A 25,963-nucleotide genomic window follows, 5' to 3' on the forward strand; every position below is an offset into this window, starting at 1 on the left:
TCGATTCAATCAAGATTGAATCAAATCCGGGGGTCCCATGCAGCCGCCCACCACCGCTTCCGCCCGCCAGGAGGGGATCCTGGCCTTCCTGCGCCTGCGGCCGGGGGGAGTGGCCCGCCACGAGCTGGAGGGCCTTCCGGAGGCCGCGGGCCTCGACCCCCAGCGCCTGCGGCGCCTGCTGGCGCCGCTGGTGAAGGACGGGCGGATCCGGGTGGAAGGAGCCACCCAGGCCCGGCGGTATTTCCCGGGGGACGGGGGGACGGAGTCCCTGCCGCTGAGCCCGGAGGGCCGGGCGGCCCTGGCGCGCGTCCTCCGGCCGGACCGCACTCCCGCCGTCTACCACCGGCCCTTCCTGGACACCTACCAGCCCAACGAGGTCTGGTACCTGCCCATGGAACTCCGCCATCACCTGGCGGGCCTGGGCCGGGCCGGGGACCGGTCCCGCCGGCCGGCGCTCCTGGCGGACCTGGCCTGGAACTCCGCCCGCCTGGATGGGGCCGCCACCCCCCGGACTGAGGCCGAGTCCCTCTTCTCCGGGGCGGAGGCGGCCCCGGAGGACCTTCCGCTCCTCAACCACAAGGCCGCCACCGACTGGATGGCCGGGGCGGAGGGGGCCGACCCGGTGACCGTGCAGAACCTCCATGCCCTGCTCACGGACGGCCTGCTGGAGGATCCCGGGGCCGGGGGCCGGCTTAGGACGGGCCCCCTGGCTCTGCCGGGGACCCGCTACGCGCCCCCCGAGGCCCCCAGGCTGGTGGAGTGGTGCTTCCGCCAGATCCTGCGGACGGCGTCCCGGATCCTGGATCCGTACGAGCAGTCCTTCTTCCTGCTGGTGCACCTTCCCTACCTGCAGCCCTTCGCCCAGGCCAGCGGAAGCGTCGCGCGCCTGGCGGCGAACCTGCCCCTCCTGCGACGGCAGCTCGTCCCCGTCACCTTCGCCGCCGTGCCGGCCCAGGCATTCGCCCAGGCCATGCGGGCGGTGTGGGAGGAGAACGACCCGGCCCTGCTGCGGGATGTCTTCGCCTTCGCGGTGGAGCATTCCTGCGGGTCGACCGGGCCCGATCCCTTCCGCCTGCGGTACCGGGCCGGGATCCGCGCCGCGGTGCGCGAGGCGGTCCTGGCGGGGGAGACCGGAGCCGGGGCGCGCATCCGCGCCATCGCCGCCCGGCTCCCGGCGGCCGACGGCCCCAGGTTCCGGGCGGAGGTGGACGCGGAGCTGTCCGCCCTTCACGACGGGAACTTCGCGCGGTTCCTCACGTCCGCCGAATTCGCGGCTTGGAAGGAGCGCCGCTGACTACCGGCCGGCCACCTCGAGGGCGCCGGCGAGGGTGAGGAGCGAGGTTTCCTGGGCGTGGAGCATCAGTTCCAGCTGCTCCAGGGTGACGCACTGGGCCGCCACCTCGGGGGTCCGGTCGCCGGGGATCCCGGCCGCCAGCTCCAGGGCGAACTGGCACTGGGCGCCCGCGGTGTCGAGATCCCGGAGGGCGTTCGCGAGATCCACCCGGGTCTCCCTCGCCACGGCCCGCTCATCCCGGTTCGAGGGCGCGCCCTTGAGGGCCAGCCTTTTCTCCACTGAGGTTTCGAGCCGGCTGATCTGGCCGAGGACCGTGCGGCAGCGCGTGAGGGCCTCCTGCAGGCCCCGCTGGAACCGCCCGGTGGCCGCCTGGGCATCGGGGGTCGAGGAGGTGCCGGGGGCTTCCTTGGGTTCGGGGTCGGAGACCTTGCAGTCGCCAAGGCCCCTTTCCGTTCCGTCGACGGGGGCGTCCTTGGTTTCGCCCTTCTCCTCGAAGAACGCCTTGGTGATGACGATCCGGTTCCCCTGCTCGAGCCTGAGCGCGCCATCCGTCGCCGCCCGGTGGTCCAGGGTCTCCAGGGTGCTGACCAGGGTTCCCGAGGCGAGTTTCGTGCGGACCTTGATCAGGCAGAAATCCCCTCTGCCGTCCTTCAGCACGAATTTGAGAATGCCGGGCGTGGTCACTTCGAGGCTCGCGGCCTGGCCCTTGGCGTGGGTCGGGAGCTGCAGGTTGTCCCAGGCGGTGCGGAACGCGGCGGGGCTGTCCGGCAGCAGGGACGCGTTCCGCTGAACGGTGTAGGTGCCTGCCGTCGGGTTGAGGATCTCCACGGTGCCCGCGAAAAGGGGGCTGGCGAGGATGGCCAGGGCGGGGGCGACGAGGGCTTTGGGGCAGTGGAAGGGCATGGTGGCGACTCCTGGCGCGGGGGGTAGAGGACAGAGGCACTGCGCCCCGGCGCCGGGTGGTCGACCGGGGTGCAGCCCCGGTATTAAATGAACCTGTTATTAAATAGGTTCCCCGCTGGAATCCCATGGGATGGGGAGCCGCTCGGCATGGCCTGGCGCGGCGTAGGTGCCCTACCGCTTGTAGATGCCGCAGCCGAAGAGGAGCCCGTCGTGCATCTCGATGTAGGAAGTCTTCGCCAGCACCTTGCCGCTGACCGGGTCGGGATACTTGTAGTCCACCCAGCCCTTGCCCTTGGCCTTGCCCAGGGCGAGCATCTCCTTGACGATCATCTTGCCGTCCGGGTCCTTCAGGCCGCTCCGGTCCTTGCCGACCAGTTCCACCGAGTTGAAGCCGATGGCCTTGCACAGGCCGGCCTGGTCGTAGACGAAGAGGTACATCTCCCCGCCCGAGCCCACGTGGAAGACCCCGTTGGACTGGTTGGTCTGCTGGATGAGCTTCTCGATGCCGTTGGCCTTCGCGTAGGTCACCGCGCGCTTCACCAGGGATTCCGCCTGGGCCGGGGTGGGCGACTGGGCGGAAGCCATGATGCAGGGGAGGACGGCGGCGATGAGCGGGAACTTCCTCATGGGAACCTCCAAAAAAGTGCGATGGGCTGGGGACAAGGAAGACTCTACACGCCTTCCGGGGGAAAGCAAATTCCATCCTCGAGGGCCCCGGACCGGGTCTCAGTCCCGCCGCCTCCGCTCCCCGAGCTTGACCCCCAGCACCCGCATCTCGCCCGTCGCGTCCCGCTCCTCAAGGCGCACCGTGAACCCCCACAGGTAGGCCATGTGCTCCAGCACGGCCTCGAAATCCGTGGCCAGGGGCAGGCCCCGGGGGTTGGTGTAGCACAGGGTGAGGGTGCGGTCGCCGCGCAGGTCCACGCTCCACACCTGGATGTTGGGCTCGCGGCTGCCGAGGTTGTACTGGTCCGCCAGGGACCTCCGCAAGTCCTCGTACCCGGGTTCGTCGTGGATGGAGCCTATGCGCAGGCGCGGGGCCTTGTCGTCGTCCACCACCGTGAAGAACCTGAACTCCCGCATGAGGCGGGGGGAGAGGAACTGCGCGATGAAGCTCTCGTCCTTGAAGTTCTGCATGGCGAAGGGCAGGGTCTGCCGCCAGTCCGAGCCCGCCGCGTCGGGGAACCAGTGGCGGTCCTCCTCCGTGGGGGCCTCGCAGATGCGCCGGAGGTCCCGCCACATGGCGAAGCCCAGGGCGTAGGGGTTGACGCCGGAATACCAGGAGCTGTTGTAGGGGGGCTGGTGGATGACGCTGGTGTGGGAATGGAGGAACTCGAACATGAACCCGTCGCCCACGCTGCCCTCGTCGTACAGCGCGTTGAGCAGGGTGAAGTGCCAGAAGGAGGCCCAGCCCTCGTTCATGAGCTGGGTCTGGCGCTGGGGGTGGAAGTACTGGGCCACCTTGCGCACGATGCGCACCACCTCCCGCTGCCAGGGCTCCAGGAGGGGGGCGTTCTTCTCGATGAAGTAGAGGAGGTTCTCCTCGGGCTCTTTCGGAAAGCGGGGCTCCTCGGCGGGCTTCTCCTTCTCGGGGCGCGCCGGGAGGGTGCGCCAGAGCTCGTTCACCTGGGCCTGGAGGTAGGCCTCGCGCTCCTTCTGGCGCAGGCGCTCCTTGGTGAGGGAGAGCCGCGGGGAGCGGCGGTACCGGTCCACGCCCAGGTTCATGAGGGCGTGGCACGCGTCCAGGAGGCGCTCCACGGCCTCCTGGCCGTGGCGCTCCTCGCACTGGGCGATGTAGTCCCGGGCGAACACCAGGTAGTCGATGATGGTGCCGGCGCTGGTCCACTGGCGGAACAGGTGGTTGCCCTTGAAGAAGGAATTGTGGCCGTAGGCCGCGTGGGCGATCACCAGGGCCTGCATGGTCAGGGTGTTCTCCTCCATGAGGTAGGCGATGCAGGGGTCGGAGTTGATGACGATCTCGTAGGCCAGGCCCATCTGACCGCGGCGGTAGCGGTTCTCCGTGGCCAGGAAGTGCTTGCCGAAGGACCAGTGGTGGTAGTTGACCGGCATGCCCGCCGAGGCGTACGCGTCCATCATCTGCTGGGAGCTGATGATCTCCAGCTGGTGGGGGTAGGTGTCCAGGCCGAAGTCCCGGGCGATCCTGCCGATGGCCTCGTCGTAGGCCGTGATGGACTCGAAGGTCCACTCCGATCCCCCCGGCAGCATGGCTACACCCGCTTCCGGAACAGGTCGTGGAAGACCGGGTAGATGTCGGTCACCTCACGGATGCGCCGCATGGCGAAGGAGTCGGGGTGCCCGGGCAGCAGGGTCTCGTATTCCCGCCAGAGCACCTGGGGGGTGTCGGCGATCTCGATGTAGGCGAAGTGCTGGACCTGGGGCAGGATCGAATCGGCCAGCAGGTCGCGGCTGGGCTCCGAGTCGTCGGACCAGTTGTCGCCGTCCGAGGCCTGGGCCCCGTAGATGTTCCAGAGGCCCGGCGGATAGCGCTCGGCGGCGATGTCGCGCATGAGCCTGAGGGCGCTGGAGACGATGGTCCCTCCGGTCTCCCGGGAGTGGAAGAACCGCTCCTCGTCCACCTCCTCGGCGGAGGTGTGGTGCCGGATGAAGACCACCTCGATGCGCTCGTAGTTCCGCTTCAGGAACAGGTAGAGCAGGGTGAAGAACCGCTTGGAGATGTTCTTCTTGGGCTCGTCCATGGAGCCCGAGACGTCCATGAGGCAGAACATCACGGCCTGGGTGGTGGGCTGGGCCACGCGCACCCGGTTGTTGTAGCGCAGGTCGTAGGTGTCGATGAAGGGCACCGCGGAGAGCCGGCGGCCCAGGCGCTCCAGTTCCAGCAGGAGGTCCCGGGCCTCGGCGCTGTCCTCCCCGTGGAGGCGCCGGGCCTCGGCCAGGGCCGCCTCCAGTTCCCTGCGCCGGTCCGTGAAGGGGCCCCGGGTGGCGATGCGCCGGCCCGTGGCGCCCCGCATGGTGCGCACGAGGTTGAGGTTGGTGGGCACCCCCGTGTGGGTGTGGCCGGCGCGCACGTTCCTGAACTCGGTGAGGCTGGCCAGGTGGCGCTTGACGAGGTTGGGCAGGGCCAGCTCGTCGAAGAAGAAGTCCAGGAACTCGTCCCGGGAGATGGCGAACTCGAAGGCGTCCTCGCCCTCGCCGTCGGGGCTGGCGCGCCCCCCCTGGCCGCCCTGGCCCCCGGAGGGGGGGCGGTCCACCTGGTCGCCTGTGCCGTACCGGTCGTTGCCCGCGTGCACCCGCTCGCGCCTGCCTCCCGGACCGTGGCCGAACTGGGGCTCGGCGATGTCCTTGCCGGGGATGCGGACCTTCTTGCCGGAATCCATGTCCTTGATCCCGCCCCGGTCGATGACGTCCGAGACGGCCTGCTTGATCTGCCCCCGGAAGCGCCGCAGGAACCGCGTCCGGTTCACGGAACTGCGGTTCTTGCTGTCGAAGCGCCGGTCGATGATCTGGATCATGACGACTTCCGGACCCGCAGGTACCAGTCGCACAGGAGCCGCACCTGCTTCTCCGTGTAGCCCTTGGCCACCATGCGGTCCACGAAGTCCCGGTGCTTCTTCTGGTCGTCGGTGTTGGCCTTGGTGTTGAAGGAGATCACCGGGAGCAGCTCCTCGGTGTTGGAGAACATCTTCTTCTCGATGACGGCCCGCAGCTTCTCGTACGAGGTCCAGGAGGGGTTCTTCCCGTCATGCTTGGCCCGGGCGCGCAGGACGAAGTTCACCACCTCGTTGCGGAAGTCCTTGGGGTTGGAGATGCCCGCGGGCTTCTCGATCTTCTCCAGCTCGTTGTTGAGCGCCGCCCGGTCAAGCATTTCCCCGGTGTTCGGATCCCGGAATTCCTGGTCCTGGATCCAGAAGTCCGCATAGTTGACGTACCGGTCGAAGATGTTCTGGCCGTACTCCGAATAGCTCTCGAGGTAGGCGGTCTGGATCTCCTTCCCAATGAATTCTGCATACCGCGGCGAGATGAATTCCTTGATGGTGCGCAGATACTGTTCCTCGATCGCCCCGGGGTACTGCTCCTGCTCGATCTGCTGCTCCAGCACGTACATGAGGTGGACGGGATTGGCCGCCACCTCCCGGTGGTCGAAGTTGAAGACCTTGGAGAGGATCTTGAAGGCGAAGCGGGTCGAGAGGCCCGTCATGCCCTCGTCCACGCCCGCGAAGTCCCGGTATTCCTGGTAGCTCTTGGCCTTGGGATCGGTGTCCTTGAGGTTCTCCCCGTCGTAGACCCGCATCTTGGAGTAGATGCTGGAGTTCTCCGGCTCCTTGAGCCGGCTGAGCACGGAGAACTGGGCCAGCATGCGCAGCGTGTCGGGGGCGCAGGGGGCCTGGGCCAGGGAGGAGTTGTCCAGGAGCTTCTGGTAGATGCGCATCTCGTCCGTGACCCGGAGGGTGTAGGGCACCTTCACGATGTAGATGCGGTCCAGGAAGGCCTCGTTGTTGCGGTTGTTCTTGAAGGTCAGCCACTCGGCCTCGTTGGAGTGGGCCAGGATCAGCCCGTCGAAGGGGATGGCGCCGAAGCCCTCGGTGCCCTTGTAGTTGCCCTCCTGGGTGGCGGTGAGCAGCGGGTGCAGGACCTTGATGGGCGCCTTGAACATCTCCACGAACTCCAGCATCCCCCGGTTGGCCAGGCACAGGCCGCCGGAGTAGGAGTAGGCGTCGGGATCGTTCTGGGAGTAGGTCTCCAGCTTGCGGATATCGATCTTGCCCACCAGGGACGAGATGTCCTGGTTGTTCTCGTCGCCGGGCTCGGTCTTGGAGACCGCGATCTGGCTGAGCACCGAGGGCCGCAGCTTGACCACCCGGAACCGCGTGATGTCGCCGCCGAATTCCTGCAGGCGCTTGACGGCCCAGGGGCTCATGATGGACGTGAGGTAGCGCCGGGGGATCCCGTAGTCGCCCTCCAGGATGGGTCCGTCCTCGATGGGGTTGAACAGGCCCAGGGGGGACTCGTGGACCGGGGACCCCTTGATGGCGTAGAAGGGGACCTTCTCCATGAGGGCCTTGAGCTCCTCGGCGAGGGAGGACTTGCCGCCCCCCACGGGGCCCAGCAGGTAGAGGATCTGCTTCTTCTCCTCCAGCCCCTGGGCGGCGTGGCGGAAGTAGGAGACGATCCCCTCGATCACCTCCTCCATTCCGTAGAACTCCTTGAAGGCCGGGTAGATGCGCACCACCTTGTTGGCGAAGATGCGGCTGAGCCGCTCCACGGAGCGGGTGTCGACCAGCTCCGGCTCCCCGATGGCGCTCAGCAGGCGCTCCGCGACGCTGGCATAGGCGGAGGGGTCCTTCCTGCAGAGTTCCAGGTAGTCCTGGAGGCTCATCTCCTCGGCGCCTGCGGATTCGTAGCGGCTCTGATACTGGTGGAAGATCGACATGTGTCCACCTCCAATGAAGGTTTCGGACCAGTCACGCTACACCATTAGGGCTTCTTTGGAAAATGCGTATGAAGGTATAATGGATGTCGAAATCCGCTTATCGGGCCATCCGAATTAAAAAATAATAATCCTTGGCCGCCGGGAATCCCGTTACCTGTGGTCGACCAGCTCGGCTTCCGGGAACCGGACCTTGGCCAGTTCCGCATACTTGTCCCCGGTGGACCGGTAGCCGGCCGGACAGGCGACGATGGTGTGGTAGCCGGTGCCCGCCAGGCCCAGGATCTGGTCGTACTGGGCGGCGTCGAGGCCTTCCATGGGGCAGGTGTCCACGCCCAGGAGGGCGGCGCTGGTCATGAAGTTGCCCAGGGCGATGTAGGCCTGACGAGCGGCCCAGGCGTCGACGGTGGCGGCCCGGGGGCCGGTCACCAGGGTGCCCACCATCATGCCCCGGTAGGCGGCCAGGGATTCGGGGGCCTGGTGGCGCACTTCGGCGACCCGGGCCACGTAGTGGTCCACGTCGGCCTCGGTGAGGGTCTCCTTGGCCAGGAAGACCACCAGGTGGGAGGCGTCCTCGATCTGGCCCTGGCCCCAGGACGCGGCCTTGAGCTTCGCGCGCAGGGCGGGGTCCTGGATGACCAGGAACTTCCAGGGCTGGAGGCCGAAGGAGCTGGGGCTGAGGACGAGGGACTTCTCGAGGGCGGACCAGAGGTCGGCGGGGACCTTGCGGTCGGGGTCGAACTGCTTGGTGGCGTAGCGCCACTCCTGCACCTTGAGGAGTTCTTCGGGGGAGAGGACGGTGGCGGGGGTCATGGCGGCTCCGGGGATTCGGGGGTTGCGGTCAGATCGGCCGTAATACAAACTTAAGCATGTCACTCTCCATTGGAAAGTAGGCACTAATTCGGAAGGTAGGAACCAAATGGTACGTAATGCATGTTCCTCGGCCCCCAACGTCCTCAGCCCCATGTGTCCCACCCGCCTCGTGCTGGATCTCATCGCGGACAAATGGACGACGCTCGTGATCTACCTGCTGTCCCAGGGCACCCGGCGGTACGGCGAGCTCCAGCGCGAGGTGGGCGGCATCAGCCAGAAGATGCTCACCCAGACGCTGCGCAAGCTCGAGGAGGACGGCCTGGTGCGCCGCGTCGTCTACCCCGAGGTGCCCCCGCGCACGGAGTATTCCCTCACCGAGCTGGGCGCGACGCTCAAGGAGCCCCTGGGGGCCCTGTGCCAGTGGGCCATGGTGCACCTTCCCGACGTGGAGAAGGCCCGCAAGGCCTCCCAGCGCAACCGCGCCAAGGTGCTCGCAACCCGTTCTGCCTAGAAGGAAGCCCATGCGCATCTACTTCTCCTGCTCCATCACCGGGGGCCGCGGGGACCAGCCCGCCTACGCCGCCCTGGTCCGCCACCTCCTGGACGCGGGCCACGACGTGCTCACCGCGCACCTGGCCAGCGCCGACCTGCAGGGGCAGGAGGGGGGCATGGAGCCGGAGGCGGTGTACCTGCGGGACACCGCCTGGGTGCGGGCATGCGACGCGGTCATCGCCGAGGTGAGCACGCCCAGCCATGGCGTGGGCTACGAGATCGCCTACGCCCTGGAGCGCGCCAAGCCCGTGCTCTGCTGCTTCCGGAGGGACGCCACCGTGAGCCGCATGCTCACCGGGAACCGGGAGATCGCCCTGGCCCCCTACGAGGGGCTCCCGGAGCTGCTGGCGGGCGCCCAGGGGTTCCTGGGCGCCCTCAGTCGGCCAGGGACCGGAGCGTCCTGAAGATCCTGAAGGCGAGGTTCGCCGACAGGGCGAAGTAGACGGTGGTCCCGAGGCTGGCGAGGGTGGCGGCCCAGGCCCAGTCCTGGCGCTGCTCCAGGAGGGCCGCGCCCAGGAGGCAGAGGATGGCGGCCGGGATGATGTTGGCGAAGGGCAGGGGCACCGGCACGGCCAGCAGGAAGCCCGTCCAGATCAGGGCGGCGCCCATCCACTTGCGGCTCAGCGGATGCTTCTCCGCGGTCCGGCTGGACCAGCGCAGCAGCAGCCGCTCCAGGCGCGCCAGGGCGTTCTTGATGGCGCCCTTGTGGATGGGCAGCGCGAGGACCCTCTGGGGCACCCAGGGGTGGGGGACGCCCCGGCCCAGCTGGTAGCCGATGGCCATCACCGCCGCGCCGCCCACGGGGGCCAGGCCCGTGTTGAGCGCAGGCACGAGGCTGGGCAGGGCCAGCAGCAGGATCAGGAGGCCGTAGGACTGCTCCCCGGCGGCGTCCAGGAGCTCCCCGAGGCGCACGTCCCGCTCGTGATCCAGGAGATCATGCAGGACCGAGAAGAAGGGGCGGGGGGACATCGCCCTCCAGGCTACTGTGCCCGGGGGGCGCACTACAATGGCAGGGAAGCCCAGGACCCCCCATGCACCGATTCCTGCTCGACCCCTCCCTCATCTTCCTGAACCACGGCTCCTTCGGGGCCTGCCCCCGGGAGGTGCTCCAGGTGTGCCACGCCTGGCAGGCGGAGATGGAGGCCAACCCGGTGGAGTTCCTGGGCAGGCGTTCCGCGGCGCTCCTGGCCGCCGCCCGGGCGGAGCTGGGCCGGTACCTGGGCGCCCGGGCCGAGGACCTGGCCTTCGTGGCCAACGCCACCCACGGCGTGAACATCGTGGCGCGGTCCCTGCCCCTGGAGGCCGGGGACGAGGTCCTGGCCACGGACCACGAGTACGGCGCCTGCGACGGAGCGTGGGAGTTCGCCACGGCCCGGCGGGGGGCGCGGTACGTCAGGGCGGAGATCCCGCTGCCCTTCAGGAGGGGGGAGTTCGCGGACCGGGTGTGGGAGAAGGTCACCGACCGCACCCGGGTGCTTTTCCTCAGCCACGTCGCCTCCACCACCGCCCTGATCTTCCCGGTCGGGGAGCTGTGCCGGCGCGCCCGGGCCGCGGGAATCCTCACGGTCATCGACGGCGCCCACGCTCCGGGGCAGCTGGAGCTCGACCTCGCGGCCCTGGGCGCCGACTTCTACACGGGCAACTGCCACAAGTGGCTGTGCGCGCCCAAGGGATCGGCGTTCCTGCACGTGCGCCCGGAACACCAGGCGGTCCTGGACGCCCCCGCGGTGAGCTGGGGCTACCTGGCCCTGCCGGCCAACGACGCCTACACGGGCACCACCCCCCTGGAGCGCAAGCTGCAGTGGCAGGGCACGCGGGACCTGTCGGCCTTCCTCTCGGTCCCCGCGGCCATCGCCTTCCAGGAGCGCAACGGCTGGGCGGCGGAGCGTGTCCGCTGCCACGCGCTGGCGGTGGAGACGCTCCACCGGGTCTGCGCGGCCACGGGCCTGCCCCTGCCCGCCGAGGACGCCGACTTCGGGCAGATGGCCATCATCCCGGTGCCCGCGGGCGACGCCGCCGCCCTCCAGGCGGGGCTCCTGCGCGACCACCGCATCGAGGTGCCGGTGACCTGCCACAAGGGCTCGCTCTTCGTGCGGATGTCCGCGCAGGCCTACAACACGCCCCGGGACGCCGACGCCCTGGTGGCGGCCCTCACAGGAAGGTGACGCTGCTGGTCGCCGACGAGATGACGTACGCCCGCTCCGTGTTGGACTTCTTGTCCGCAGGCACCACGAAGAAGCCGAAGCGGCCCGGGGTGTAGGCCTGGGTGGTGCCGAGCAGGGTCTCCCCGTCCCTGAAGTCCACGCGGATCCTGCGCCCGGGGCTCACGTCGCCGGGATGGAAGATGTTGGACTTGGCGTGGCCCAGGTCCCCGTCCAGGTCCTTCACGAAGAAGAGGCCCTTGAGATCCGAGAGGAGGATCTCCCGGGGCGGGGCCCCCTCCGTCACCAGATGGAAGCGGTCCTTGGTCGCGACGAAGTCCACGGTGAGTCCCTTGGCCACCGTGCCGTCCTGGAAGTGGGCGACCACCTTGTTCATGGGACCTCCGTGCCTAGCATTGGACAACGTTTCCCATATCAGTCAAGGAGTTCTCGTTCCAGCTGCGACAGGAACAGGGCCAGGACCCGGGTCCGGCGCCGGGCCAGGCGCCGCCCCTCGGCGGTGGTCATGAGGTCCGGCAGGCGCAGGAGCTTGAGGGGGAAGTGGTCCACGGAGTAGAGCCGGTCGTCCAGGGCGCGCCCGGAGCGGCCCAGGGGGTCCCCGGCCTCCCAGAGCGCGGTGCCCATCTTCCCGCCGGTGTAGAAGCACCGGGCCAGGCCGATGGCCCCCAGGGCCTCGAGGCGGTCGGCGTCCTGCAGGATGCGCGCCTCCAGGGTGGCGGGGGGGATGCCTGCGGAATAGCTGTGGGCCTCGATGGCGTGGGCCGCCGCCCGGGCCCGGCCGGGGTCGAGGCCCATGCCCTCCAGGAGCGGCACGGCCTTCTCCGCCGACAGGCGGGAGGCCCGGGAGCGCAGGGGCGAGTCCTTGGGCGGGTTAACCAGGTCGTGGAGGTAGGCCGCGGCAAGGAGCACCAGGAGGTCGGCCCCGGGCTCCGCCGCGGCGATCTTCCGGGCCGAGCGCCACACCCGGCGCAGGTGGTGCACGTCGTGGGCCCCGTCCCCGCCGGGGGCGGCGGCCCAGAAGGCCTCGAAGCGCTCCTGCCAGGAATCGAGTTCAAGGGTCATGGTTCCTCCCCCTCCAAGTAACGCACCCACGCGACCCGGGCGTCCAGCCCCGCGCGGTTGAAGAGGGTGAGCCAGCGCTCCTGCTCGGGCCGCAGGGCGTCGCCGGGGCCCTTCACCTCCCAGAGCATGCACCGGCCCTCCCGGTGCAGGAAGAGGTCCGGGAACCCGCTGCGGAAGGCGGCGGGGTTGGGCGCCATGGCGCGCAGCACCGCCAGGAGGGCGGCCTGGGGCAGGGTGTCCAGGGCCGCCTCCAGGTGGTCCGGGGCCAGGGCCCTCCAGTTCACGAAGGCGTTGGCGACCCCGCGCTTTTCCTCCGCCCGGGCCCGGATCAGGCGCCGGGGGGCGCCGGGCTCCTCCAGTTCGCGCAGCCGGGCCTCGATGGCCTCCCGGCGGCGCAGGGCGAACTGCGGCGTGCGCAGGTCCGCGGGGCCCAGCTGGAACCGGTGCTGGAATGCGCCCGGCACCGGCGCGAAGAGCACGTCCCAGAAGGCCAGGCCGTAGAGGGCCGTCCACAGGGTGTTCTCGGTCCAGAAACCCTCCCAGCCCGAGGCCTCCAGGGCGGCCTGCTCCACGGAGCCCGACGGGTGCCGGGCCACACGGAGGCGCACCTCGGGCAGGGGCGGGTCCGGGGGGTGGGCCTCGGCCCAGAGCGCGGCGCGCAGGTCGTGCCGGGCCAGGCGCCCCAGGAACCGGCGCGCGAAGCGCTCCTCCCCCACGTCCAGCGGGGCCTCCGCCATGGCCAGGGCCGTCTCCGCCGCCAGCTCCGGGCGGCCCCGGGCCAGGTGGATGCGGGCGGTGCGCTCCCGGGCCGGGGGCAGGGCGCAGCGTCCGAAGCAGGCCAGGGCGGCCTCCGGGGACCCCCGGCGCTCCCACTCCCGCCCCACGTCGGCCAGGAGGCGGTGGTAGCGCCGCTGGGGACGGATGCCTTCGCGGCGCTCCATGGCCAGGAGCGCCGCGGTGACCCCCTCCAGGTCCTCCCCGGCCTCCAGGGAGGTCCGCAGGCCGTCCAGGGAGAGCAGGAGGTCGACCTCCTCCCGGTCCCGGAAGGGCCTGCAGGCGGGATCCACCTCGTAGGCCTCGTAGCGCACGTGGCCCAGCTCGGCCAGGACGAAGTCGGTGAGGTCCTGCTCCAGGTTGCCGAAGAAGAGCATGAACAGCAGCCGCGCCCATTCCCGGCCGCGGGGCGCCACGGCGTCGGCCGACGCGCGCAGGACGGCCTCGGGCACCCGCTCCGCCAGGGCCGCCCGGGCCTCGGCGCGGCGGAAGGGGATGCCCGCGCCCGCCAGGAGGGCCTCGAGGTCGGCCTTGCGGAGCAGGGCGGCCAGGTCGGCCGGGGAGGCCTCCTCCGGGCCCGCCAGGAAGCCGCCGGCGTCCAGGGCCCCCAGGGCGCCCGGGCCGATCTCGGGGTAGGCCAGGGCGCCGGGGCGGAACCAGGGGCCCTTGCGCGTGAGCATGCGCACGTAGAGGCGCCGGGCGTCCCCGGGCAGGCGCAGGAAGGCTTCCAGGCGCGCCGCCTCCTCCGGCAGGAGCAGGTCGCCGCACCGGGCGCGCACATCCTCCAGCACGGTCTGGAAATTCACGAGATAGTAGGGGTCCTCCATGGAGCGATTCTCCCGGAAAGCGCCGTCATGATGAACCCCGATCTCCACACCATCCGCCACGGGTACTCCGGCAACACCTTCCGCCAGGGCCGGTTCCAGGAGCGCTACATGTCCACCGTGGGCCGCTCCTTCTGGCCCGTGCTCAGGTGGAAGCTCTCCCGGAACCCCAAGGCGCGGGCGAAGCGCGAGGACGATTTCCGCCTCGCGGTCAGGCCCCTGGACGCCGTTCCCGGCGGGGACTGCCTGGTGTGGCTGGGCCACGCCTCCTTCCTGCTGCGGGCCGCGGGCCGGACCCTGCTGCTGGACCCCGTCCTCAAGGGTCCGCGCTTCCTGAAGCGCCTGGCCGAGGTGCCCCTGGACATGGCCGGGGTGGACGTGGACTACGTCCTGGTCTCCCACGGGCACTACGACCACCTGGACCTGCCCACCCTCCGGAGCCTCTCCGGCCCCCGCCTCACGGCCCTGGTCCCCCTGCGCCTGGGGGCCCTGGCCCGGGAGGGCAACCCGGCCATGGCGGTGCAGGAGGCGGGCTGGTACCAGCGCTTCGAAACCGGGCCGGACCTGCGGGTGACCCTCCTCCCCGCCCAGCACTGGCACCGCCGGGGCCTCAACGACCTCAACGCGGCGCTGTGGGGGAGCTTCCTGGTGGAGTGGGGGGACCGGTCCCTCTACTTCGCCGGGGACACCGGCTACAACGGGCACTTCAAGGAGATCCGGGAGCAGGTGGGTCCCGTGGACTACGCCCTGCTTCCCATCGGGGCCTACGACCCGCCCTTCCTGATGCGGCCCAGCCACATGAATCCCGAGGAGGCCTGGCGCGCCTTCGGCGACCTGGAAGCGAACACCCTCGTCCCCATGCATTTCGGCACCTTCGACCTTTCGGACGAACCCCGCGGGGAACCCCTGCGGCGCCTTCTGGCCGCGGCGGGTCCCTCCACGGGGAACGTGAGGGCGCTGGACGTGGGGGAGGTCCTGGCGCTGTGACCGGCCTTCCTACTTGAAGGCCTTTTCCAGGTTGGGAATCACCTGCTTCTTGCGGCTCATGACGCCGGGGAGCCACCGGACGCCGGCCTGGGCCTTGGCGCCCAGGGCCGCGTCCACCAGGGCCGGGTCGTCGGAGACCAGGAGGAGGTCGGTGCCTTCCTTCATGACGTCCGTGAGCATCAGCATGAGGCTGTGGTAGCCCTCGGCCTTGAGCGCGGCCATGGCCTTGAGCAGGTCCTGCTTCAGGGGCAGGAGGATGGCCAGGTCGACCACCTCGAGCTGGGCCACGCCGACCTTGCGGCCGTTCATGACGAAGCTCTTGAAGTCGCGCTTGAGGAGATCCATGGCCGGCACGCCCTTGACCTGGGACTTCACCTCGAAGAGCTTCAGGCCCAGGGCCGCCATGTCCTTCACGCCGGCGAGCTTCGCCAGCCGGCTGGCCGTGGCCCTGTCCTCGGGGGTGGTGGTGGGCGACTTGAAGATCACCGTGTCCGACAGGATCGCGCAGAGCATGCCGCCCGCGAGATCCCTGGGGATGGGGACCTGGGCCGCGGCGTACATGCGGGCGATGATGGTGGAGGTGGAGCCCACGGGGAACACCCAGGCCTCCAGGGGCTTTTCAGTGGCGAGGCCGCCCAGCTTGTGGTGGTCGACCAGGCCGACCACGTCGGCCTTGGCCAGGTCGGCGGGGGCCTGCGGATAGTCCGAGTGGTCGACGAGGATCACCTTGCGCCCGGCGACGCTGGTCTCCACGGGCGGGGCGGCGAGATGGAAGGTGTCCAGGACGTACTGGGTCTCGGGGTTGACGGGGCCCTGGGCGATGGGGGCGGCGGGGATGCCCTGCCGGCTCTTGAGGCGGGCCACGGCGATGGCGCCGATGATGCTGTCGGTGTCGGGGTTCCTGTGGCCCACGACGAGGACGTCCTGGGGGGCCTTGGGTTCGAGGCCCCAGGAAGGGAGGCCGCCGCCCAGCGCGAGGGCGCCGGAGAGCAGGAGGGATGCGAAGAACTTCATTGGGACTCCTCGGGAGGGGTTGGGGGGGCCTTCGGAAAGGGCAGTGGGTCGGTTGTGCAAGGCCTGTGCCAGGGCTGCGGAAAGGCCGGATCCAGCGGGGCCGGGGCCTCCCGGCGCGGGGTGGGGGTTCCGGGACGCCCCGCGTTGCGGAATTCCGCACACCCTGCGCGGGAGCCCGCAGGATGCCCCATTTGAAGTGGCCCGAATTCTGACTATTCTTGTCGGGCACCGCACCACCTACGCCAGGACGGCCGAATGATCCGGACATCCCTTCCCCTGAATGCCTTCCTCATGGCCACGCTGACGGCCTCCCCGGCCTGCGCCCAGCCCGAGCCCGTGCGGGACGCGGCCGCGCTCCAGGTGCTCCTGGACAAGCTCCAGGTGCTGGGCACGGTGCTGTACGTCGCGGCCCACCCCGACGACGAGAACACGGCGGCCCTGGCGGCCTTCTCCCAGGGCGCCAAGGTCCGCGCGGCCTACCTCTCCATGACGCGGGGCGGGGGCGGCCAGAACCTCATCGGGCCCGAACTGGGCGACGGCCTCGCCCTCATCCGCACCCAGGAGCTCCTGGCCGCGCGCCACCTGGACGGGGCCGAGCAGTACTTCACCCGCTGCAACGACTTCGGCTTCTCGAAGACCCCCGAGGAGACCCTCTCCGTCTGGGGCCACGACGCGGCCCTGGCCGACGTGGTGTGGATCGTCCGCAAGCTCCGCCCCGACGTCATCCTCACCCGGTTCTCCCCCACCATCGGCACCACGCACGGCCACCACACGGCCTCGGCCATGCTGGCCTTGGAGGCCTTCCGGGCCGCCGCCGACCCGAAGGCCTTCCCGGAGCAGCTGGACCGGGTCCGCCCCTGGCAGGCCCGGCGCATCCTCTGGAACAGCTTCCGCCCCCAGGCGGAGCGGGACGCCATGAAGCCGGGCTCCTTCCTGACGCTGGACGTCGGCGCGTACGATCCCGTCCTCGGCAAGTCCTTCACCGAGCTGGCCGCGGAGAGCCGGAGCATGCACCGCAGCCAGGGCTTCGGCGCCGTGCCCAGCCGGGGCTCGCGCCTGGAATACTTCGAGCCCCTGGCCGGCGAGCCCGCGAAGGCCGGCTTCTTCGAGGGCGTGGACCTCACGTGGGGACGCGTGGTGGGCGGGGAGGAGGTGCGCGGGCTCCTGGCCCGGGCCCGCGCGGCCTACCGGCCCGAGCGGCCCTCGGAGACCCTGGGCCTGCTCCTCAAGGCCAAGGCCGCTCTCGAGAAGGTGCCCGCCGACCCCTGGGTGGAGGTGAAGCGGGGCGAGCTCGTGGAGGCGATCCGCTGCGCCGCCGGGCTCTGGGCCGAGGCCATCGCCGGGCGCCCCGGGGCCTCCCCCGGCGAGGAGGTGCCCGTGACGGCCACCCTCGTCGCCCGGGGCAGCGGCGACGTCACCGTCAAGGGCCTGCAGCTGGACGGGACCTCGGTGGCCCTGGACCGGAAGCTGGCTCCCAACGAGCCCCTGGCCGAGACCCGGTCCCTCCGGATCCCGGCGGGAATGCCCCCGTCCCGGCCCGCGTGGCTGGGGGCCGGGGCCGCGCCGCCCTCCCCCCTGGCGGGCCTTCCCGAAGGTCCCGCCGCCTTCCATGCCACCTTCCGCCTGGAGGCCGGCGGCGTCCCCTTCGACCTCCGGGTGCCGGTGCAGTACCGGTTCCGGGACCCCGTCCTGGGCGAGCGCTACCAGGCCTTCACCGTCGCGCCGCCGGTCCTGGTGAACCTCGCCGACCCGGTCCAGATCCTGCCCGACGCCGCCCCCCGCTCCGTCACCCTCGACGTGGCCGCGGGCAGGGGTCCGGTGTCCGGCGTCGTCCGGCTCCTGCCGCCCACGGGCTGGAAGGCCGACCCAGCCGAGATCCCCTTCGCCCTGGACCGGGCCGGGGACGAGCGCAAGGTGGTCACGACCCTCACCCCGCCCTCCAGCCCGGGCTCGGGGAGCCTGGAGGTGGCGGTGGCCGTGGAGGGCCCCGCCCAGCCCGCCCTCTCCCGGGTGCGCATCGACTACCCCCACATCCCCATCCAGACCTACTTCCCCGCCGCCCGCGCGCGGCTGGTGCGCCTTGATCTCAAGCGGGGCGGTTCCCGCATCGGGTACGTCATGGGTTCGGGCGACGAGATACCCCGGACCCTCAGGCCCCTGGGCTACCAGGTGGACCTCCTCTCCGACGAGGACCTCGCGGGGGGCGCCCTGGACGCCTACGACGCCATCGTCGTGGGCATCCGCGCGTTCAACACCCGTCCCCGCCTGGCCCAGCTCAAGGGCCGGCTCCTGGACTACGTGGCCCGGGGCGGCACGGAGGTGGTGCTCTACGCCGTGGACCAGGGCCTGGTGACCCCGGACTTCGGCCCCTATCCCTTCAAGGTCTCCCGGGACCGGGTCACGGAGGAGACGGCGCCCGTGACGTTCCTGGCGCCGGCCAGTCCCGTGCTGAACTGGCCCAACCGGATCACCGCCGCGGACTTCGAGGGCTGGGTGCAGGAGCGGGGGCTCTACTACGCCCGGGACTGGGACCCGCGCTACCAGGCCGTCCTGGCGTCGGGCGACGCGGGCGAGAAGCCGCTGGCGGGGGGGCTGATCGTGGCGAACCACGGCAAGGGCCACTTCGTCTACACGGGCCTGGCCTTCTTCCGGCAGCTCCCGGACGGCGTGCCCGGGGCCTACCGGCTCTTCGCCAACCTCCTGGCCCTGAAGACGGCGCCGTGAACGGCCCGCCCCCCGTCCTGGGACGCTGGTCCCGGCTCTACGGCCTGGTGCTGTTGAACCTGGCCCTGTGCATCCTGCTGTTCCGCTGGTTCGGGAAGGCCTTCTCGTGAGCGGGCTGGACTGGGCGGTCCTGGGCGGGTGCCTCGCCTTCGTGGTGCTCTTCGGCCTGTGGAAGGGCCGGGGCCACAAGGACTCCACCGGCTACCTGCTGGCCGACCGGGACGCGCGGTGGTTCACCATCTGCCTGTCCATCATGGCCACCCAGGCCAGCGCCATCACCTTCCTCTCCACGCCCGGCCAGGCGTACGTCGACGGCATGCGCTTCGTGCAGTTCTACCTGGGGCTGCCCCTGGCCATGGTGGTGCTCTCCATAACCGCGGTGCCCCTCTTCCACCGCCTGAAGGTCTTCACGGCGTACCAGTTCCTGGAGGAGCGCTTCGACGGAAAGACCCGCACCCTGGCGGCCATGCTCTTCCTGGTGCAGCGCGGGCTGGCGGTGGGCCTGACCATCTACGCCCCGGCCCTGGTGCTGTCGGTGCTGCTGGGCTGGAACATCCACGTGAACCTCGTGCTGGTGGGGACCCTGGTGATGATCTACACCGTCACCGGCGGAACCCGCGCGGTGTCCTGGGCCCAGAGCTGGCAGATGCTCATCATCACCTGCGGCATGGTGGGCGCGGGCGTGATGGTGGTGCACCGGCTGCCGCAGGGGGTGTCGTTCGGCGACGCCCTGCACGTGGCCGGGAGCCTGGGGCGGCTCAACGCCATCGACTTCTCCTTCGACCTGAAGAACCGCTACAACCTGTGGTCGGGCCTCGTGGGCGGGTTCTTCCTGGCCCTCTCCTACTTCGGCACCGACCAGTCCCAGGTGCAGCGCTACCTCTCGGGCAGCTCCGTGGCCCAGAGCCGCATGGGGCTCCTGGCCAACGGCCTGTTCAAGGTGCCCATGCAGTTCCTGATCCTGCTGGTGGGGGCCATGGTGTTCGTGGCCTACCAGTTCACCGCGCCCCCGGTCTTCTTCAACCCCGGTCCGGTGAAGCGGGTGCTCGCCAGCGAGGCGGCGCCCGAATTCCGGAGGGCCCAGGAGGCCTACGGCGCGGCGCTGGCGGACCGCGCGGCCCGGGCGGAGGGCTTCATCCGGGCCCGCCACGGGGAGGGGTCCCTTCCCGAGGCCCGGGAGGAGCTGCTCCGGGCCGACGCCAGGGCCGCGCAGAAGCGCAGCGAGGCCGTGGGCATCATGCGCCGGGCGGACCCCTCCGTGAACCCCAGCGACACCAACTACGTCTTCCTCTGGTACGTCCTCCACAGCCTTCCGGCCGGCCTCGTGGGCCTGGTGCTGGCCGCGGTGTTCTCGGCCTCCATGTCCTCCATGTCCGCGGAGATCAACGCCCTGGGAGCCACCACGGTGGTGGACCTGTGGCGCCGCTACGCGGGGGGGGCCGACACCCGGGGCGAGATGTGGGTGTCGAGGCTGGCCACCTTCGGGTGGGGGTGCTTCGCCATCGCCTTCGCGGAGTACGCGAGCCGCCTGGGCTCCCTGGTGGAGGCGGTCAACATCCTGGGGTCCCTCTTCTACGGGACCATCCTCGGGATCTTCCTGGTGGCCTTCTACCTCAAGGGGGTGCGGGGGGGCAGCGCGTTCTGGGCGGCCCTGGCGGCGGAGGCCGCCGTCCTGGCATGTTTCCTCTTCAGCGGCATCTCATTCCTTTGGTACAACGTCGTCGGCTGCGTGCTGGTGGTCGGCCTGTCGATGCTGTTCCAGAAGCTGGGCGGCGTTCCCGTGGGGACGGACCTGCCCGGCGCCACCCTGTCCCCGGACTAGCACCCAGAGGAGGAAGTCATGATCAGGAACGCCACGGTCCTCGCGGCTCTTCTCGCCGCCTCCAACCTCACCGCCCAGTACGCCGAACCCCCCAAGCTCGACAAGCCTCTGGGCGTGACCCTGGACGGATCCCTCGGCTACGCGGAGAAGGAGTTCGTCCCCGCCCTGGAAGCCATGCCCGAGTCGAAGTTCGCCTTCGTGCCCACCGCGGGCGAGTTCAAGGGCGTCCGCGACGTCGCCGCCCAGGCCAAGCACGTGGGCGCGGTCAACTACTGGGTGGGCTCGGTCATCCTCGGGGAGAAGCCCCCGGTGGACGTGGGCAAGGGGGACGGTCCCGCCGCCCTGAAGGAGAAGGCGGAAGTCCTGGCCTACTTGAAAGGCTCGTATGAGTACGTCCACAAGGCGCTCAAGTCCATCAACGACCGGAACGCGCTGGTGGCCATCAAGTCCCCCTTCGGCGAGGGCGACACGTCCCGCGTGGCCCTCGCGAACATCCTGCTGGCCCACACGATGGACCACTACGGGCAGATCGTGGTGTACCTCCGCATGAACGGAATCGTGCCGCCGGCCAGCCGTTGAGGGGCCGCCCGCTTGCCACCGGCGGGTTGACAAAACCGGGGGCCAGCCCAAGAATGGCAGTGCATGTAGAGTGCCCTGAAAGGGGTCGGCAACCGAGCAGGAAGCTGCGGTGCCCTGGACCTACGGGTTCCATGCGCAGGAGACCAACCTGAAACCCCTGGAGCGCATGATGTCGAGCAACTACCTTTTCACCTCGGAGTCCGTCTCCGAAGGCCATCCCGACAAGGTCTCCGACCAGATCTCGGACGCGGTCCTGGACGCCTGCCTCGCCCAGGACCCCAAGTCCCGGGTCGCGGCGGAGACCCTGTGCAACACGGGCCTGGTCGTCATGGCCGGCGAGATCACCACCAACGCGGTGGTGGACTACATCCAGATCGCCCGCGGCGTCCTGAAGGACATCGGCTACGACAGCACCGACTACGGCATCGACTACCGCGGCTGCGCCGTCATGGTCTGCTACGACAAGCAGTCCCAGAACATCAGCCAGGGCGTCACCGAGGGCGAAGGGCTCCACAAGGAGCAGGGCGCCGGCGACCAGGGTCTCATGTTCGGCTACGCCTGCGACGAGACCGACGCGCTCATGCCCGCTCCCATCCACTACGCGCACCGCATCATGGAGCGCCAGGCGAAGCTCCGCAAGGAGGGCCGCTTCGCGTGGCTCCGCCCCGACGCCAAGTCGCAGGTCACCCTGCGCTACGTCGACGGCCGCCCCGTGGGGGCCGAGAGCATCGTGGTCTCCACCCAGCATGCCGAGGACGTCCCCTACGAGGTGCTCCGGGACGCGGTGATCGAGGAGATCATCAAGCCCGTCATGCCCGCGGCCTGGCTCAAGGGCACCGAGTACCTCGTCAACCCCACCGGCAAGTTCGTCGTGGGCGGCCCCCAGGGCGACTGCGGACTCACGGGCCGCAAGATCATCGTGGACACCTACGGCGGCTCCGCCCCCCACGGCGGCGGCGCCTTCTCCGGCAAGGACCCCTCGAAGGTGGACCGCTCCGCGGCCTACGCCGCGCGGTACGTGGCCAAGAACATCGTCGCCGCGGGCCTGGCCTCCCGCTGCCAGCTGCAGGTGGCCTACGCCATCGGCGTGGCCAAGCCCGTGAGCGTGATGGTCACCACCTTCGGCACGGGCGTCATTTCCGACGCCCAGCTGGAGAAGCTCGTGGCCGAGCACTTCGACCTGAGCCCCAAGGGCATCATCACCACCCTCGACCTCCTGCGGCCCATCTACCGGGACACCGCCAGCTACGGGCACTTCGGCCGGGACGGGTTCCCTTGGGAGCGCACGGACAAGGCCGAGGCCCTCGCCGCGGCGGTCAAGGGGCTGGAAGTCCGGGTCTGACGGCATTCCCCAGTCAAGCCGGGCCCCGTCGGGGCCCGGCTTTTTCGTGGGCCAGGGCCTGTCGGCAAACCCCGGCAAAGGCGTAAATGGGCTTCATCCTGCCTTTTCCCCTCAATTCATCCCTGTCCTGGCAGGGCAAGCCTGCAGGGAAACGGCGCGCAGGCCACCCGCCATCACGGACCCATCCCGGCACTTGCCCTGCTGGAACGGGGATAAATTGGATTGATGGGATGAAAGGGATTTAATCCTCTGCGCCTGTGGGTTCAGTCTTTTCGAGGTGCAAGCCGCCCGCTTATCGGATGCCGCGGATGGGCCGGGAAAGCGATCACACTCGCAGAGAAGGGTTTTCAGCCGGGTCGATTCCCAAACGTCCGCTACCCGAAGAAGGTCCGCATGCGCTCCAGCGCCTTGTCCAGCGCCTCCAGGGACGCGGCGATGGAGATGCGAAGGTACCCGGGCGCGCCGAAGGCGGTGCCGGGCAGCACCTTAACCCCGGCCTCGTCCCGGAGGCGCGCCGTGAGTTCCGGGTCCGAGGCGACGCCGTGGGCCTCCATCCATTCGGCCACGTGGGGGAAGAGGTAGATCGCCCCCTCGGGGCGGCCGCAGCGGATGCCCCGGATGGCGTTCAGGCCCTCCTGGAGCCGGTCCCGGCGGACCCGGAGGCCCTCGGCCATCTCCCGCTCGAAGGCGCCGTCCAGGCCCAGCGCGGCGATGCCGGCGTGCTGGCTGATCATGCTGGGGTGGGTGACGCTGGTGGAGCCCAGGCTGGTCATGGCGCGGATGAGGCCCAGGGGGCCGGCGGCGGCGCCCAGGCGGTAGCCGGTCATGGCGAAGCGCTTGGAGAAGCTCTCCACCAGGAGGGTGCGGTCGGCCAGGTCGGGGCAGGTGCGCAGGAAGGGGAGCTCGGGGCCGTCCAGGGTGAGGGTGCCGTACACCTGGTCCAGCACCAGCCAGAGGTCGCGCTCCAGGATGACGTCGGCCAGGTCGTGGAGGCGCGGGAGGTCCCACACCCTCCCGGTGGGGTTGGAGGGCTGGTTGAGGATGACGGCGCGGGTGCGCGGGCCCAGCGCCCGGTCCAGGGCGCCCTCCGCGGGCAGGAGGTCCGGGCCCGGCGGCACGATGACCGGAGTGCCTCCGGCCCAGGCCACCTGGTCCTTGAAGGTGGGCCAGTAGGGGGCGAAGATCAGCACCTCGTCCCCGGGCTCCAGGACGCACCGGAGGGCGTCGAGGATGGCGGGCTTGCCGCCGGCGGTGACGAGGAGGTTGTCGGCGGTGCGGGGGACCCCGTCCCGCCGGGTCAGGTCGGCGGCCAGGAGCTCGCGCAGGGCGGGCAGGCCCTGGGCGGGGCCGTAGCGGGTTCGGCCCTCCAGGGCGGCCCGGGCCGCGGCTTCGCGCACGGCCACGGGGGGCAGGCCCTCGGGCTCGCCCACCGTGAGGTCCACGGGGTCCGGGTGGAGGCAGGGCGCCGAGGCCCCGGCCATGGTGGGCGAGAGGCCGGCGCTGCCGGCGCGGGTGTTGAGGGTCACCATTTCTTCCCCTGGGAATCCACGATGGGTCGCAGACCAGCATACAGCGCCGCCATGTCCTCGCGGGTGAGGGCCTGGTCCTTGTCGCACAGGGCCTCGGAGGGGTTGGGGTGGGCCTCGACGATGAGGCCGTCGGCGCCGGCGGCCGCGGCCGCCAGGGCCAGGGGCACCACCAGCTCGCGCACGCCCGCGGCGTGGGACGGGTCCACGATGACGGGCAGGTGGGTGAGGCGCTTCAGGACGGGCACCGCGGCGATGTCCAGGGTGGCCCGGGTGGCGGTCTCGAAGGTGCGGATGCCCCGCTCGCAGAGCACCACCCGCTGGTTGCCGCCGTGGAGGATGTACTCGGCGGCCAGCAGCAGCTCCTTCACCGTGGCGCTCATGCCGCGCTTGAGGAGGATGGGCTTGTCCAGCTTGCCCAGCTCCTTGAGCAGGGCGAAGTTGTGCATGTTGCGGGCGCCCACCTGGAGCATGTCGGCCTTGCTCGAGACCGCGAAGATGTCCTCGATGGTGAGGATCTCGGTGACGATGGGCATCTCGCACTCGCGGCCGGCCTCCTCCAGGTAGCGCAGGCCCTCGAGGCCCAGGCCCTGGAACGCGTAGGGCGACGTGCGGGGCTTGAAGGCGCCGCCCCGGAGGATGGTCGCGCCCGCGGCGCGCACCATGCGGGCGCCGTCCATGATCTGCTGGCGGCTCTCCACGGCGCAGGGGCCGGACATGAGCACGAAGTGGCCCTCGCCGATGGTGACGTTGCCGATCTTGAAGGTGGTGCGCACGGGGCCGGCGGCGGGGGCGGGCCCGGGGACGGGGCGCGCCTCGCAGGAGAGCACCGGCTCGGGCGCGGCCGTGGCGGCCTCGGGGGCCAGGTGGGCCTCCTGGCCGCGGGTGCGCCGGGGGTAGGTGCCCAGGACCCGCAGGTGGTTGCAGGAGCCCCGCAGCTCCTTCAGGGCCCTGCCCAGCGCCGGGGCGTCCTGATGCCCTTCCACGTCCACGAAGAAGAGGTATTCCCAGGGGGTGTCCGGCAGGGGACGGCTCTCGATGCGGGTGAGGTTGGCCCCGGCCTCGGCGAAGATGCCCAGCGCCTTGGAGAGGGTGCCCTCGTGGTGGTTCAGGCGGAAGACGAGGGACGTCTTGCTGGGAACGCGCGGGTCGGGCGGCTCGGGGGCCCGGGAAAGGAGCAGGAACCGGGTCTCGTTGTGCTCCTGGTCGGCGATGCCGGTGGCCAGGACGTCCAGGCCCCGGGCGCGCGCCGCCTCCTCCGAGCAGATGGCCCCCACGTCCCGGGCGCTCTCCTCCAGGAGCGACTCGGCGGCTCCGGCGGTGTCGAACCAGGGCTGGCGGGTGACGTCGTCCATGGCCCGCAGGAAGCCCTCGCACTGGGTGAGGGCGGCGGGATGGCTGCGCACCACGCGGATCTCCTCCAGGGTGACGCCGGGCTTGGCGGCCAGCACGTGGTCCACGTCCCACACCTCCTCGTCCACGATGTGGAGGAGGTTGTCGATGAGGAGCCGGTTCACGTCCGCGATGGCCCCGCCGATGCTGTTCTCGATGGGCAGGAAGCCGTAGTCGATGGCCCCGCACTGCAGGGCCTCCACCACGTCCAGGAACATGGGGTGGCCCACGAGCTCGCTGCCCTGGGTGCTGCGGGTGGCCATGAGGTGGGCCGCGGCCGCCGAGCTGTACGAGCCCAGCACGCCCTGGTAGCCCACCTTCACCTTGCGGGCGCGGGAGACGCTGCCCTCGACCACGGGCTCCTGGAGCCGGCGGGAGTGGCTGAGGATCTCCTTGAGGATCCTGCGGGCGAAGGGGGCCGAGAGGCCCAGGTCCTCGGCGTCCTTGATCCAGGCGGAGAGCACGTCCCGTTCGCGGTCGTTGTCCATGACGGGCTTCTCGCCGTCGGCCGCCTTGGCGCCGGCCACCAGGCGCACCGCGTCGAAGCGGCGCGCCAGGAGGCGGATGAGTTCGCGGTCGGTCTCGTCGATCTCCCTGCGGGCGGCGCCGAGGGTTTCAAGCTTGGGGTCCATGGGGTTCTCCTGGGGTGTCCGCCCTTCCCGGCAACGAAAAAACCCGTCCGCCAGGTCATGGGGGACGGGTTCGAAGGGGTGCGGGAGCTGCTAGCTTCTAGGGCTCCATGCCTCGACCGGTCCTCCGCCGCCGCCGTAATAATTACGGCGGGCG

22 protein-coding genes and 1 riboswitch are annotated in these 25,963 nt (G+C 70.4%); of the genes, 9 read left to right on the forward strand and 13 right to left on the reverse strand.

Annotated features, from left to right (window positions below):
• Positions 1-37: 37 nt before the first annotated feature.
• Positions 38-1,294: a Fic family protein gene (locus ACZ5MC_RS04490; RefSeq protein ID WP_464517125.1), complete on the forward strand. Its 1,257-nt coding sequence runs from the start codon at positions 38-40 to the stop codon at positions 1,292-1,294.
• Here the strand turns inward: ACZ5MC_RS04490 and ACZ5MC_RS04495 are convergent, their stop codons facing one another.
• From ACZ5MC_RS04495 to ACZ5MC_RS04520, 6 genes are all read right to left on the reverse strand, one after another.
• Positions 1,295-2,197: a hypothetical protein gene (locus ACZ5MC_RS04495; RefSeq protein ID WP_464517126.1), complete on the reverse strand. Its 903-nt coding sequence runs from the start codon at positions 2,195-2,197 to the stop codon at positions 1,295-1,297.
• Between the two features lie 171 nt (positions 2,198-2,368).
• Complete coding sequence (locus tag ACZ5MC_RS04500; RefSeq protein WP_306599110.1) at positions 2,369-2,824, reverse strand: cache domain-containing protein; 456 nt, start codon at positions 2,822-2,824, stop codon at positions 2,369-2,371.
• Between the two features lie 99 nt (positions 2,825-2,923).
• On the reverse strand, positions 2,924-4,423 hold the full coding sequence (locus ACZ5MC_RS04505; protein WP_464517127.1) for a SpoVR family protein: 1,500 nt from the start codon (positions 4,421-4,423) through the stop codon (positions 2,924-2,926).
• Positions 4,424-4,425: 2 nt separating this feature from the next.
• Positions 4,426-5,688, reverse strand: coding sequence for a YeaH/YhbH family protein (locus ACZ5MC_RS04510; protein ID WP_306599112.1), 1,263 nt, complete (start codon positions 5,686-5,688; stop codon positions 4,426-4,428).
• A complete protein-coding gene (locus ACZ5MC_RS04515) occupies positions 5,685-7,607 on the reverse strand; it encodes a PrkA family serine protein kinase (RefSeq protein ID WP_306599113.1) in 1,923 nt (640 codons plus the stop codon). The genes ACZ5MC_RS04510 and ACZ5MC_RS04515 overlap by 4 nt, the downstream gene beginning before the upstream one ends.
• 150 nt (positions 7,608-7,757) lie before the next feature.
• Positions 7,758-8,417, reverse strand: a complete 660-nt coding sequence (locus tag ACZ5MC_RS04520; RefSeq protein WP_464517128.1) for an NAD(P)H-dependent oxidoreductase — start codon at positions 8,415-8,417, stop codon at positions 7,758-7,760.
• Positions 8,418-8,523: 106 nt separating this feature from the next.
• Here ACZ5MC_RS04520 and ACZ5MC_RS04525 point away from each other — a divergent pair, with 106 nt between their 5' ends.
• The gene (locus ACZ5MC_RS04525) at positions 8,524-8,928 is read left to right on the forward strand and encodes a winged helix-turn-helix transcriptional regulator (RefSeq protein WP_464517129.1); all 405 of its coding nucleotides are present in this window, start codon (positions 8,524-8,526) and stop codon (positions 8,926-8,928) included.
• A gap of 10 nt (positions 8,929-8,938) precedes the next feature.
• Positions 8,939-9,373 (forward strand): nucleoside 2-deoxyribosyltransferase, encoded by a 435-nt coding sequence (locus ACZ5MC_RS04530; RefSeq protein WP_306599116.1) that lies wholly within the window; start codon positions 8,939-8,941, stop codon positions 9,371-9,373.
• On the opposite strand, the gene ACZ5MC_RS04535 is transcribed toward ACZ5MC_RS04530, so the two are convergent.
• The gene (locus tag ACZ5MC_RS04535) at positions 9,345-9,938 is read right to left on the reverse strand and encodes an exopolysaccharide biosynthesis protein (protein ID WP_464517130.1); all 594 of its coding nucleotides are present in this window, start codon (positions 9,936-9,938) and stop codon (positions 9,345-9,347) included. The two genes, ACZ5MC_RS04530 and ACZ5MC_RS04535, sit on opposite strands and share 29 nt — an antisense overlap.
• Positions 9,939-10,000: 62 nt before the next feature.
• Between ACZ5MC_RS04535 and ACZ5MC_RS04540 the strand changes: the two genes are divergently transcribed.
• Entirely contained in the window at positions 10,001-11,134 is a 1,134-nt protein-coding gene (locus tag ACZ5MC_RS04540; protein ID WP_464517131.1) for an aminotransferase class V-fold PLP-dependent enzyme, read from the forward strand.
• Here the strand turns inward: ACZ5MC_RS04540 and ACZ5MC_RS04545 are convergent.
• Genes ACZ5MC_RS04545 through ACZ5MC_RS04555 form a run of 3 tightly spaced genes read right to left on the reverse strand, consistent with a single transcriptional unit; the run spans position 11,121 to position 13,794 of the window.
• Complete coding sequence (locus ACZ5MC_RS04545; RefSeq protein ID WP_306599119.1) at positions 11,121-11,507, reverse strand: DUF6982 domain-containing protein; 387 nt, start codon at positions 11,505-11,507, stop codon at positions 11,121-11,123. The two genes, ACZ5MC_RS04540 and ACZ5MC_RS04545, sit on opposite strands and share 14 nt — an antisense overlap.
• Before the next feature lie 38 nt (positions 11,508-11,545).
• Positions 11,546-12,193, reverse strand: coding sequence for an HD domain-containing protein (locus tag ACZ5MC_RS04550; RefSeq protein WP_306599120.1), 648 nt, complete (start codon positions 12,191-12,193; stop codon positions 11,546-11,548).
• A complete protein-coding gene (locus ACZ5MC_RS04555; protein ID WP_464517132.1) occupies positions 12,190-13,794 on the reverse strand; it encodes a VRR-NUC domain-containing protein in 1,605 nt (534 codons plus the stop codon). The genes ACZ5MC_RS04550 and ACZ5MC_RS04555 overlap by 4 nt, the downstream gene beginning before the upstream one ends.
• A 27-nt stretch (positions 13,795-13,821) precedes the next feature.
• On the opposite strand from ACZ5MC_RS04555, the gene ACZ5MC_RS04560 reads away from it, so the two are divergent.
• Positions 13,822-14,778, forward strand: coding sequence for an MBL fold metallo-hydrolase (locus ACZ5MC_RS04560; RefSeq protein ID WP_464517133.1), 957 nt, complete (start codon positions 13,822-13,824; stop codon positions 14,776-14,778).
• Positions 14,779-14,787: 9 nt separating this feature from the next.
• On the opposite strand, the gene ACZ5MC_RS04565 is transcribed toward ACZ5MC_RS04560, so the two are convergent.
• Entirely contained in the window at positions 14,788-15,792 is a 1,005-nt protein-coding gene (locus ACZ5MC_RS04565; protein ID WP_306599123.1) for a manganese-dependent inorganic pyrophosphatase, read from the reverse strand.
• Between the two features lie 255 nt (positions 15,793-16,047).
• Here ACZ5MC_RS04565 and ACZ5MC_RS04570 point away from each other — a divergent pair, with 255 nt between their 5' ends.
• From ACZ5MC_RS04570 to metK, 4 genes are all read left to right on the forward strand, one after another.
• Positions 16,048-18,516: a PIG-L family deacetylase gene (locus tag ACZ5MC_RS04570; RefSeq protein WP_464517134.1), complete on the forward strand. Its 2,469-nt coding sequence runs from the start codon at positions 16,048-16,050 to the stop codon at positions 18,514-18,516.
• Between the two features lie 106 nt (positions 18,517-18,622).
• Positions 18,623-20,338 (forward strand): sodium:solute symporter family protein, encoded by a 1,716-nt coding sequence (locus tag ACZ5MC_RS04575; RefSeq protein WP_306599125.1) that lies wholly within the window; start codon positions 18,623-18,625, stop codon positions 20,336-20,338.
• 18 nt (positions 20,339-20,356) lie between these two features.
• Entirely contained in the window at positions 20,357-20,917 is a 561-nt protein-coding gene (locus ACZ5MC_RS04580) for a DinB family protein (RefSeq protein WP_306599127.1), read from the forward strand.
• A gap of 56 nt (positions 20,918-20,973) precedes the next feature.
• Positions 20,974-21,084: riboswitch (SAM-I-IV-variant riboswitch) on the forward strand.
• A gap of 2 nt (positions 21,085-21,086) precedes the next feature.
• Positions 21,087-22,259 carry a methionine adenosyltransferase gene (gene metK, locus ACZ5MC_RS04585; protein WP_306599128.1) on the forward strand — a complete coding sequence of 391 codons (1,173 nt, stop codon included), beginning with the start codon at positions 21,087-21,089 and terminating at the stop codon, positions 22,257-22,259.
• A gap of 374 nt (positions 22,260-22,633) precedes the next feature.
• On the opposite strand, the gene ACZ5MC_RS04590 is transcribed toward metK, so the two are convergent.
• Complete coding sequence (locus tag ACZ5MC_RS04590) at positions 22,634-23,788, reverse strand: aminotransferase class I/II-fold pyridoxal phosphate-dependent enzyme (protein ID WP_464517135.1); 1,155 nt, start codon at positions 23,786-23,788, stop codon at positions 22,634-22,636.
• Complete coding sequence (gene aroF, locus ACZ5MC_RS04595) at positions 23,782-25,809, reverse strand: 3-deoxy-7-phosphoheptulonate synthase (protein WP_464517136.1); 2,028 nt, start codon at positions 25,807-25,809, stop codon at positions 23,782-23,784. Before aroF ends, ACZ5MC_RS04590 begins: the two co-directional genes overlap by 7 nt.
• Positions 25,810-25,963 lie beyond the last annotated feature (154 nt).

The sequence above is a fragment of the Mesoterricola sp. JemC181 genome, assembly GCF_055384585.1.